Source organism: Mycobacterium sp. (assembly GCF_039583805.1).
In the GTDB taxonomy this organism is placed as follows: Bacteria; Actinomycetota; Actinomycetes; order Mycobacteriales; family Mycobacteriaceae; genus Mycobacterium.
Genome location: NZ_JAVKSH010000036.1, coordinates 1 through 10635, shown reverse-complemented (window position 1 = coordinate 10635; position 10635 = coordinate 1). Strand labels below are relative to the sequence as shown.

Annotated in this window: 9 protein-coding genes; 7 read left to right on the top strand and 2 right to left on the bottom strand. The window is 72.5% G+C overall.

Annotated elements, in window-relative coordinates; genetic code table 11:
- Positions 1-2381 (top strand): cobaltochelatase subunit CobN (gene cobN / locus ABDW21_RS06850; protein WP_343710220.1); only part of this gene is annotated, 2381 nt, incomplete at its 5' end.
- Positions 2382-2401: 20 nt separating this feature from the next.
- Complete coding sequence (locus ABDW21_RS06845; RefSeq protein ID WP_343602581.1) at positions 2402-2785, top strand: PPOX class F420-dependent oxidoreductase; 384 nt, start codon at positions 2402-2404, stop codon at positions 2783-2785.
- A 13-nt stretch (positions 2786-2798) separates the two neighbouring features.
- Here the strand turns inward: ABDW21_RS06845 and ABDW21_RS06840 are convergent, their stop codons facing one another.
- Positions 2799-3500, bottom strand: coding sequence for a dienelactone hydrolase family protein (locus ABDW21_RS06840; RefSeq protein WP_343602590.1), 702 nt, complete (start codon positions 3498-3500; stop codon positions 2799-2801).
- Positions 3501-3638: 138 nt separating this feature from the next.
- On the opposite strand from ABDW21_RS06840, the gene ABDW21_RS06835 reads away from it, so the two are divergent.
- The 3 genes from ABDW21_RS06835 to lnt (ABDW21_RS06825) all read left to right on the top strand — a co-directional run bounded on the left by ABDW21_RS06835 (position 3639) and on the right by lnt (ABDW21_RS06825) (position 9409).
- Positions 3639-5171 (top strand): amidohydrolase family protein, encoded by a 1533-nt coding sequence (locus ABDW21_RS06835; RefSeq protein WP_343710227.1) that lies wholly within the window; start codon positions 3639-3641, stop codon positions 5169-5171.
- Positions 5164-6765, top strand: a complete 1602-nt coding sequence (gene lnt, locus ABDW21_RS06830) for an apolipoprotein N-acyltransferase (protein WP_343710219.1) — start codon at positions 5164-5166, stop codon at positions 6763-6765. The genes ABDW21_RS06835 and lnt (ABDW21_RS06830) overlap by 8 nt, the downstream gene beginning before the upstream one ends.
- 124 nt (positions 6766-6889) lie before the next feature.
- Complete coding sequence (lnt, locus tag ABDW21_RS06825; protein ID WP_343710226.1) at positions 6890-9409, top strand: apolipoprotein N-acyltransferase; 2520 nt, start codon at positions 6890-6892, stop codon at positions 9407-9409.
- On the opposite strand, the gene ABDW21_RS06820 is transcribed toward lnt (ABDW21_RS06825), so the two are convergent.
- Positions 9384-9722: an RNA polymerase-binding protein RbpA gene (locus ABDW21_RS06820; protein ID WP_343602579.1), complete on the bottom strand. Its 339-nt coding sequence runs from the start codon at positions 9720-9722 to the stop codon at positions 9384-9386. The two genes, lnt (ABDW21_RS06825) and ABDW21_RS06820, sit on opposite strands and share 26 nt — an antisense overlap.
- 142 nt (positions 9723-9864) lie before the next feature.
- On the opposite strand from ABDW21_RS06820, the gene ABDW21_RS06815 reads away from it, so the two are divergent.
- Together ABDW21_RS06815 and ABDW21_RS06810 are read left to right on the top strand one after the other, a co-directional pair.
- Positions 9865-10203 carry a hypothetical protein gene (locus tag ABDW21_RS06815; protein WP_343602578.1) on the top strand — a complete coding sequence of 113 codons (339 nt, stop codon included), beginning with the start codon at positions 9865-9867 and terminating at the stop codon, positions 10201-10203.
- Positions 10204-10457: 254 nt separating this feature from the next.
- A partial coding sequence (locus ABDW21_RS06810) for a beta-ketoacyl synthase N-terminal-like domain-containing protein (RefSeq protein ID WP_343602584.1) occupies positions 10458-10635 on the top strand: 178 nt, incomplete at its 3' end.

Genomic DNA, 10635 nt, shown 5'->3' with positions numbered 1-10635 from the left:
CCCAGCTGGCCGGCAACCCGATCCGGGTGTCCGCCAAGGACTACCGGGCATGGTTCGCCACCCTGCCCGCCGACTTCACCGCCGCCATCCAGCAGCACTGGGGCCCGCCGCCCGGGGAGTTGTTCGTGGACCGCAGCAACGACCCGGACGGTGACATCGTCATCGCCGCAATGCAAGCCGGCAACGTGGTGGTGATGGTGCAGCCGCCGCGCGGGTTCGGCGAGAACCCGGTGGCCATCTACCACGACCCGGATCTGCCGCCCAGCCACCACTACCTGGCCTGCTATCACTGGCTGGGCTCGGAACTGCCGCAAGGCTTCGGCGCCCACGCCGTCGTGCATCTGGGCAAACACGGCAACCTGGAATGGCTGCCGGGTAAGACGCTGGGCCTTTCGGCGGCCTGCGCGTCCGACGTCGCGCTGGGCGACCTGCCGCTGGTCTACCCGTTTCTGGTCAACGATCCCGGCGAGGGCACCCAGGCCAAGCGGCGCGCGCACGCCGTGCTGGTCGACCACCTCATCCCGCCGATGGCCCGTGCCGAAACCTACGGCGACATCGCCCGATTGGAGCAGCTGCTCGACGAACACGCCGCCATCGCCGCACTGGACCCGGCGAAGCTACCCGCGATCCGCCAGCAGATCTGGACGCTGATGCGGGCCGCCAAGATGGACCACGACCTTGGCCTACACCACCTCACCGAGCGGCCCGAAGACCACTCGTTCGACGAGATGCTGCTGCACGTCGACGGCTGGCTGTGCGAGATCAAAGACGTTCAGATCCGCGACGGTTTGCACATCCTCGGCGAAAAACCCTCGGGAGAAGCAGAACTCGACCTGGTGCTGGCGATCCTGCGAGCCCGTCAGCTGTTCGGCGGCGAACACGCGGTGCCCGGCCTGCGGCAGGCGCTGGGTCTTGCCGAGGACGGCAGCGACGAACGCTCGTCGGTGGACGCGGTCGAAGCCCAGGCGCGGGACCTGGTCGCGGCTTTGCAGAAAAGCGGTTGGGATCCCGGCACCGTCGACCTGGTGACCGATGACCCCGGCGTGGCGGCGGTGCTGCGATTCGCCGCCACCGAGGTGGTCCCGCGGCTGGCCGGCACCAGCACCGAGGTCGACGTGGTGTTGCGGGCGTTGGACGGCCGGTTCGTCGCGGCCGGGCCGTCGGGCTCGCCGCTGCGCGGCCTGGTCAACGTGCTGCCCACCGGGCGCAACTTCTACTCCGTCGACCCCAAGGCGGTGCCGTCGAAGCTGGCGTGGGAAACCGGTGTGGCCATGGCGGATTCGTTGCTGGCCCGCTACCGCGACGACTACGGCGATTGGCCGGCGTCGGTAGGGCTGTCGGTATGGGGCACATCGGCGATGCGCACCGCCGGCGACGACATCGCCGAAGTGCTTGCGCTGCTGGGGGTTCGGCCGGTCTGGGACGAGGCGTCGCGGCGGGTCGTCGGCTTGGCGCCGATCCCGCCGACCGAGCTGGGCCGGCCCCGCATCGACGTGACCGTGCGCATCTCCGGGTTCTTCCGGGACGCATTTCCGCATGCGGTGACCATGCTCGACGATGCGGTGCAGCTGGTCGCCGGTCTCGACGAACCGGAAACAGACAACTACGTGCGCGCCCACGCCCAGGCCGACCTGGCTGCGCATGGTGACCGACGACGTTCCACCACAAGGATTTTCGGGTCCAAACCCGGCACCTACGGGGCCGGCCTGCTGCAGCTCGTCGACAGCCGCAACTGGCGCGACGACGCCGACCTTGCCCAGGTGTACACCGCCTGGGGCGGCTACGCTTACGGGCGCGGCCTGGACGGCGCGCCGGCGGTCGACGACATGAACCGGGCCTACCGGCGCATCGCCGTCGCCGCGAAGAACACCGACACCCGCGAACACGACATCGCCGACTCCGATGACTACTTCCAGTATCACGGCGGCATGGTGGCCACGGTACGAGCCCTCACGGGTCAGTCCCCGGCCGCCTACATCGGCGACAACACCCGGCCCGACGCGGTCCGCACCCGCACGCTGTCGGAGGAGACCACCCGGGTGTTCCGGTCCCGCGTGGTCAACCCGCGTTGGATGACCGCGATGCGCCGGCACGGCTACAAGGGCGCGTTCGAGATGGCCGCAACCGTCGACTACCTGTTCGGCTACGACGCCACCGCAAAAGTGATGGCCGACTGGATGTATGAGCACCTGACCGAGTCCTACCTGCTGGATCCGCAGAACCGCGCGTTTCTGGCCGAGTCCAATCCGTGGGCGCTGCACGGGATGGCCGAGCGGCTGCTGGAGGCCGTGGGCCGGGGCATGTGGGCCGAACCGCAACCGGGCACCGTCGAGGGTCTGCGGCAGGTGCTGCTGGAAACCGAAGGCGACCTGGAAGACTGACAGCTGTTAGGTTCGAAGGCGTGGCTCCGACATTCAACGACCTCGCGACATCGCAGTATCTGCTGCTGACCACCTTCACCAAGGACGGCAGGCCCAAGCCGACACCCATCTGGGCGGCCCCCGACGGCGACCGGCTGCTGGTCATCACCGAGGCGAAATCCTGGAAGGTCAAGCGCATCCGCAACACCGGCCGCGTCACCCTGGCCGCGTGCGACATGCGGGGCCGCCCGACAAGCGAGGCCGTCGAGGCCCGGGCGGCCGTGCTCGACAAGGCGCACAACGCCGCCGTCTTCGACGCCATCAACAAGCGGTACGGACTGATCGGCCGGCTGTTCACCATGTTCAGCAAGCTGCGCGGCGGCATGCACAACAACGTCGGGCTGGAGCTGCGGCCCGCCGGCTGACCGAACCGCCGACTCAGGCGGGGCGTCGCAGATGTTCGCCGAAGAACGCGAACACCCGCGCCCAGGCGTCCTCGGTGGCGGCCTGGTTGTAGCCGAACCCGGTGACGCGCAGCAGTGGCTGGGCGGGCAGCTTGTTGGCGAAGCTGTGGCCGGCCCGTGGATACACCTTGACGTCATGGGGAATTCCCTTGCGGTCGAGCACCCGCAGCAGTCTGGCGGGCGCGCCGACGCCCATCGGGTCGCGTGCGCCGAAGCTGGCCACGATCGGGCAGGCCCCCTCCAGCGTCTCGCTGAGATGGCGCGGCAACGGGGCGCCGTAGAACGGGGCGGACGCACCGAATCCCTTGGGCGACATGACCAGAGCGAACTGGCCGCCCATGCAGAAGCCGGCGATGCCGACGCGGCCGGTGCAGTCCGGCATCGACGCCAGGTGGTCGCGGGCCGCCAGGATGTCGTCGAGCGCGCGGCCGCGCTGGGTCAGCAGGTTGCGCATCACCGTGGTGACGCAGCGTGCCCGCCCGCCCCGCGCGTAGAGGTTCGGGGTCAGCGCCAGGTACCCGGCCGTGGCGATGTGGGCGTTCGTGTCCTCCTTGTCCGGGCGGTAGCCGAAGAGGTCGTGGATCACCACCACACCCGGCCAGGGGCCGGACCCCTCGGGGACGTCGAGCAACGCGTCGATGGGACCGGCGGGGGCGTCGATCTGGATTGTCGTCACGTCGGTCATCTAACCGCGCCGCAACTCCCGCGCCGTCGCCGGACCGGGCAGCCGTAGGTTTGCGGTGTGGCTCCGATCTCCACCACCTTGCTGCTGGGCGGCCGCATCCACAGCCCGACCCACCCGGACGCCACCGCGATGGCGATGCGCGACGGCGTGGTCGCCTGGCTGGGCAGCGACGACGTCGGCCGCGGGCAGTTCCCGGACGCCGAGGTGGTCGATCTCGCCGGCGGATTCGTGGCGCCCGGGTTCGTCGACAGCCACATCCACGTCACCGCCACCGGGCTGACCCTGGCCGGGCTGGACCTGCGGGCTGCCGCCTCCCGCCGGCAGTGCGTGCGCCTGGTCGCCGACTACGCGGCCGCGCACCCGGTCGGGCCGGTATTCGGCCACGGGTGGGACGAATCCTGCTGGCCGGACGCCACCCCGCCGAGCACCGACGAGCTGGACGCGGTGCTCGGCGACCGGCCCGCCTACCTGACCCGGATCGACCTGCACTCGGCGCTGGCGTCGAGCGGCCTGCGGCGCCGCGTCCCGACTCCGGCCGCGGCCGCCGGCGTCGCCGGCCAGCGGCCGCTGACCGGCGACGCCCACCACCTGGTGCGCGCCGCCGCCCACGACCTGCTGACCGGGGACCAGCGCGCCGCAGCCCGGGCCGCGGCGCTGGACGCCGCCGCCGCGGCCGGCGTCGTCGCGGTCCACGAATGCGCCGGGCCGGACATCGGCGGCCCCGGCGACTGGCAGGACCTGCGGGGCCTGGACCACGGGGTCGAGGTAATCGGCTACTGGGGCCAGGCCGTCACCACCCCGGCGCAGGCCCGCGCCCTGCTGGACGCGACCGGCGCCGCCGGGCTGGCCGGCGACCTGTGCGTCGACGGCTCGCTCGGCTCGCACAGCGCCTGGCTGCGCGAGCCCTACGCCGACGCGCCCGGCCACGTCGGCAGCTGCCATCTCGACCGCGACGCGGTCGCGGCGCATCTGCGGGCGTGCACCGCGGCGGGTGTGACGGCCGGTTTCCACGTCATCGGAGACGCCGCGGTGACGGCCGCGGTCGACGCGTTCGAGCAGGTCGTCGACGAGCTGGGGGTCGCCGCGGTCGCCCGGTGCGGGCACCGCCTGGAGCACCTGGAGATGGTGAGCGCCGACCAGGCGGCCAAGCTGGGCGCCTGGGGCGTCATCGCCAGCGTGCAGCCGACTTTCGACGCGCTGTGGGGCGGCGAGGACGGGCTGTACGCGCGCCGGCTGGGCGTCGAGCGGGGACGCGGGCTCAACCCGCTGGCGCTGCTGGCGTCGCACGGCGTGCCGCTGGCGTTCGGCTCCGACGCGCCGGTCACCGGCATCGACCCGTGGGGGAGTGTGCGCGCCGCCGCCAACCACCGCACGCCGGGCAGCGCGCTGGCGATGCGGGCGGCGTTCGCGGCCGCCACCCGCGGCGGCTGGCGGGCCGCGGGGGTGCGCGACGGCGTGACCGGAACGCTGGCGCCCGGCGCGCCGGCGTCCTACGCGGTCTGGGATGTCGGCGAACTGGCCGTCGACGCGCCCCGCGACGCCGTCCAGCGCTGGTCGACCGATCCGCGGTCGCGGGTGCCGCCGTTGCCGCGGCTGGGTCCGGCCGACCCGGCGCCGCGCTGCCGGCGCACCGTTCACCGCGGGGTGGTCATCCATGGGTAGCGGCGCCGCACCGGTGACCGCCGCCGGCGCGCGGGCGCTGCCGGCGCGGGCGTCGCGGCTGGCCGGCGCGATCGCCGGCGGGGCGCTGCTCTATGCCAGCTTCCCGCCGCACGGCTGGTGGTGGGCCGCGATCGCGGCGTTCGCGCTGCTGTCCTGGGTGCTGACCCGTCCCGCCGTGACACCGGCCGGCGGGCTGGGCTACGGCGGGCTGTTCGGGCTGGCGTTCTACCTGCCGCTGCTGCCGTGGGTCGGCGCGGTCATCGGCGCGTGGATCGCGATCGTGCTGGCCGTGGTGTGCGCGGTGTTCCCGGCGGTGTTCGGGCTGCTGGCCGTCGCGGTGCGCCGGCTGCCCGGCTGGCCGGTGTGCTTCGCGGTGCTGTGGGCGGCCCAGGAGTGGCTGAAGGCGAGCGTCCCCTTCGGCGGGTTCCCGTGGGGGGCGGTGGCCATCGGGCACACCGGCGGACCGCTGCTGCCGTTGCTGCGGCTCGGTGGGGTACCGCTGTTGTCGACGGCGATCGTGCTGACCGGCTGCAGCGCGGCGGCGATCGGCGCCGCGATCGGGTCGCGACACGGCCGCGACACGTGGTGGCGGGCGCTGGTGCTGCCGTGCGGCTGCATCGGCCTGGTGGTGGCCGCCGCGGCCGCGACCTGGCCGCAGGTGCGCCAGTCGGCGACCCCCGCGGCGGAACAAGCTGCCGTGACGGTGGCGGTGGTGCAGGGCAACGTGCCCCGGCTGGGGTTCGGCTTCAACGCCCAACGCCGGGCGGTGCTCGACAACCATGTCGACGAGACGCTGCGGCTGGCCGGCGACGTGCGCGCCGGGATTGCGCCGCAGCCGCGGTTCGTGATCTGGCCGGAGAACTCCTCGGATATCGACCCGCTACTCAACTCCGACGCCGCGCAACAGATTTCGATGGCCGCCCGGGCGGTCGACGCGCCGATACTGGTCGGGGCGGTGCTCGACGTGACCGGACGGCTGCCCGACGACCCGGCCTACACGAACACGGTGATCGTGTGGAACCCGGGTACCGGTCCGGCTGACCGCCACGACAAGCAGATTGTGCAGCAGTTCGGCGAGACCCTGCCCTGGCGCGGGTTCTTCCGCCACTTCTCCGGGTTCGCCGACCTGGCAGGCCACATCGTTCCCGGCAGGAGCACCGGCGTGGTGCGCGCCGCCGGTGTGCCCGTGGGCATCGCCACCTGCTGGGAGGTGATTTTCGACCGGGCACCGCGGGAGTCGGTCCGCAACGGCGCGCAGCTGCTGGCGGTGCCCACCAACAACGCGACCTTCACCGAGACGATGAGTGAGCAGCAGCTGGCGTTCGCCAGGGTGCGCGCGGTGGAACACGACCGTTACGTCGTGGTGGCCGGCACCACCGGGATCAGCGCGGTGATCGCCCCCGACGGCGTCGAGCTGGCCCGCACCGACTTCTTCGCGCCGGCCTACCTGGACGACCGGGTGGGGCTCGTCACGACGCTGACACCGGCCACCCGGTGGGGCGCGACCGTGCAGTGGGTGCTTCTCGGATCCGCCGGCGCGGTGCTGCTCGCCGCGGCGCTGCACTCCCGGTGGTCGCGGCGTGCACGCCGGTGAGCGTGCGTCGGCGTGCCGGCGACCCTGGCGCGGGATCGGCACGAGCGTTGAGAGAATCGCCGGCATGAGCGAGAGCGAGACCGCCGCGGTGGGCGACGCGACCGCGGGCGCACTCGCGAACACAATGCTGCGGCTGGGCAGGGCGACGCTGCCCCGCCTGCCCCGTCTGACCGGTGCAGTCACCGCCGGCGTGCTGCTGTGCGCCAGCTTCCCGCGGGTCAACTGGTGGTGGGCCGCGGTGGTGGCTTTTGCGCTGCTGGCGTGGGTGCTGACGCGTCCGGCCACCACACCGGCGGGCGGCCTGGGCTACGGCGTGCTGTTCGGGTTGGCGTTCTACCTGCCGCTGCTGGCGTGGCTGCCCGCGCATGCGGGCGCGCTGGCGTGGATCGCGCTGGCGATCGCGTGCGCGGTGTTTCCCGGCGTCTTCGGCCTGGCTGCGGTGGTGGTGCGACGACTGCCCGGCTGGCCGGTTTGGTTCGCGGTGCTCTGGACGGCGCAGGAGTGGTTGACGTCGACCGTTCCGTTCGGCGGCTTCCCCTGGGGCGTGGTGGCCGCCGGACAGACCGCCGGGCCGCTGCTGCCGTTGGCCCGGCTCGGCGGTGCGTCCCTGCTGTCGGCGGCTGTCGTGCTGCTGGGCTGCTCCGTGACGGCGATCGCGGGGGAGATCGTGCGGTGGATGCGGCGCCCGGTCCGGGGCGACGCCGTCGGTACGGAGATTGGGGACGGGCCACCTCCGGCCGTCGTGCTGCCGGGCATCTGCATCTGCCTGGTGCTGGTCGCCACCGTCGTCGTCTGGTCACCGGTGCGGCGCGCGGGAACCGGGTCGGGCAGCGAGCCGCCTGTCACCGCGGCGGCCGTGCAGGCCGCCGCGCCCCGCGACGCGCCGCGCCCGGCGGTGCTGCCCGCCCTGGTGCGGGAGACGGTCCGGCTGGCCGACGACGTCCGCGCCGGTGGCGTGCCGCAGCCGCAGTTCGTCGTCTGGCCGCAGGATTCGACGGGCGTCGACCCGCTGCGCGATCCCGACGTCGCGCGGCAGATCTCCACCGCCGCCGAGGCGATCGGCGTGCCGATCCTGGTGGGCGCGCCGGTGCAGGCGCCGGGGCACACTCCGCGCGATCCCGTCGCCACCAGCGCGGTGATCGTGTGGAACCCGGGCACCGGGCCTGCCGACCGGCACGACGAGCGGATCGTGCAGCCGTTCGGCGAGACCCTGCCGTGGCGCGGGTTCTTGGGGCGCCTCACGGCTCTCGCCGAGCGGGCCGGCCACGTCGTGCCGGGCCGGGGCGCCGGCGTCGTCGATACCGCCGGCATCCGGGTCGGCATCGCCACCTGCTGGGAGGTGCTGTTCGACCGCGCGCTGCGCGATTCGGTGCGCAACGGGGCGCAGGTGCTGGCCGTGCCGGCCAACGACGCCGGCGTCGACCGGGCGATGAGCGAGCAGCGGCTGGCTTTCGTCAGGTTGCGCGCGGTGGAGCACGACCGCTACGTGGTGGTCGCCGGCAACGCCGGGGCCAGCGCGGTGATCGCGCCGGACGGCCGCGAGCTGGCCCGGGCCGGGTTCGGTGCGCCGGCCCATCTGGACACGCAGGTGCGACTCACAACGGCGGTCACCCCGGCCACCCGCGGGGCTGCGCTCGTTCAGGGGGCACTGGTCGTGCTGGCGGCCGCCGTCGTGCTCGCGGGAATGCGGCACAATGGGTGGTTCGCCCGTCCGGGTCGTCGGCGGTCCCGGTTGCCGGACGAGTCAGAAGCGCCGTCCGGCGGATGCGACGACGAGGACGACACGCCCCTGGAGGGCGGCCTGACATCCAGCCCGTTCGGGGCCGGACAGAGGAGCCGTATGACCACCGGACAACCGGCATCCCCGGCTGCGGGCGAGCGTCCCGGCCAGCCCACCCTGGTGATCGTCCCCACGTTCAACGAGCGGGAGAACCTGCCGCTCATCGTGGCGCGGCTGCACCGGGCTCGCCCCGACGTGCACGTGCTGGTGGTGGACGACAGCAGCCCCGACGGCACCGGCGAACTGGCCGACGAGCTGGCTGAAGCCGATCCCGGCCGCATCCACGTGATGCACCGGACCACCAAGGACGGCCTGGGCGCCGCCTACCTCGCCGGCTTCGCCTGGGGGCTGGACCGGGGCTACGCGACGCTGGTCGAAATGGATGCCGACGGCAGCCACGCTCCCGAGCAGTTGCACCGGCTGTTGGACGCCGTCGACGCAGGAGCGGACCTGGCCATCGGATCGCGCTACGTCGACGGCGGGACGGTGCGCAACTGGCCGTGGCGGCGGGTGGCGCTGTCGAAGATCGCCAACACCTATTCACGGCTGATGCTCGGTCTGGGTGTGCACGACATCACCGCCGGGTATCGCGCCTACCGGCGCGACGTGCTGGAGCAGATCGACCTGCAGGCCGTCGACTCCAAGGGTTACTGCTTCCAGATCGACTTGACCTGGCGGGCCGTCAGCAACGGCTTCACCGTCGTCGAAGTGCCCATCACCTTCACCGAACGGGAGCTGGGCGTGTCGAAAATGAGCGGATCCAACATCCGCGAAGCTCTGGTCAAGGTCGCGCAGTGGGGCGTCCGCGGACGGCTGCACCGCGGCCGTGCCGTCCCGCTCAGCTCCCGCGACGGCGTGACTTGATCAGCTCGAGGCGTTCCTTGAGCAGTTCCTCAAGCTCGTCGACCGAGCGGCGCTCCAACAGCATGTCCCAGTGCGTGCGCGGCGGCTTGACCTTCTTCGGCTCGGGCAGGTCACCCTCCATCAGGGTGCCCTCCATACCGTTACGGCACTGCCAGGTGCCGGGGATCTCCGCGTCGTCGGCGAACGGAACCTCGAACTCCTCGCCGTTCTCGGTGCGGTACCGCGCGATCCGGCGCGGCGCCAGGTCATGGTTGCGGTCGGTCTCGTAGCTCACTGCTCCGAGACGGCTGCCTCTCAGGACACGATCAGCCATCAGCCACCACTCCTCATCGACGTCCTCACAGGTCTCTGCGAGATTTCCCGGGCTGACAACGCCGCAGCCGGTCGGCCGGGTTCCCGCGACGCGACCTCTCATGATACCGGGATCGCCGGAGTTGCCGATTACAGTCAGGCTCGTGCTCCGTCGCGTGCGATCACAGCCGTGCCTGTGGTGCGGCCGCCAGGTCGGCGACGCCCCGCTGGGCCGCCGCCGCCGGTATTGCCGGCAGTCGTGCCGGCAGCGTGCCTACGAGCAGCGGGCCGCGGTCACCCCGGCGAAGGGCTCCTCGTTGCCGTCCGACGCCGTGGTGCTCACCGCCGACCAGGCCGCCGAGCTGTGCGATCGCGTCTACCAGGTGCGCTGTGCGGCCGAAGACGTCGCGACGGCGCTCGGCGAGGGAGCCGGGACCGCCGAGCTGCGCGAACTGTGCGATGCCCTGGTGCGGGTCGCCCGGGCCGCCGACGGCTGGCGGTAGCCGGGCCCCATCGAACCCACCACGCGCCGGACCGCCGCGACGGCGGTACAGTCGCGCCATGGATCACGGGGTTGCGCCTGGGCTGGGCGTGAATCCAGCCCGCCGGGGGTGCGGGCGAGTCGGTGCGCGGCGCCACTTCCCCGGGTAGGAAACCCCCGGCGAGAAAACCGGAGTATCGGACGTTATTGAGCACCCTGCGGACGTTGGCCGTGCGCGCCAACAGCGAACAGCGCCGTTAAGCGAGGGATAACGACATGGTTGACCAACTCCAGCATGCGACCGATGCGCTGCGCAAAGCGCTGGTCCAGGTGGAGCGGTTGAAGCGCAAGAACCGTGAGCTACTGGAGCGGTCCGGCGAACCGATCGCGATCGTGGGTATGGCGTGCCGGTTCCCGGGTGGGGTGGAAAGCCCCGAGGACCTGTGGGACATGG

What these genes read in the sequence shown, in the direction of transcription:
- ABDW21_RS06820 (WP_343602579.1), bottom strand. Translation starts at nt 9,722, where the DNA reads ATGGCTGATCGTGTCCTGAGAGGCAGCCGTCTCGGAGCAGTGAGCTAC.
- lnt (WP_343710219.1), top strand. Translation starts at nt 5,164, where the DNA reads ATGGGTAGCGGCGCCGCACCGGTGACCGCCGCCGGCGCGCGGGCGCTG.
- ABDW21_RS06835 (WP_343710227.1), top strand. Translation starts at nt 3,639, where the DNA reads ATGGCGATGCGCGACGGCGTGGTCGCCTGGCTGGGCAGCGACGACGTC.
- lnt (WP_343710226.1), top strand. Translation starts at nt 6,890, where the DNA reads ATGCTGCGGCTGGGCAGGGCGACGCTGCCCCGCCTGCCCCGTCTGACC.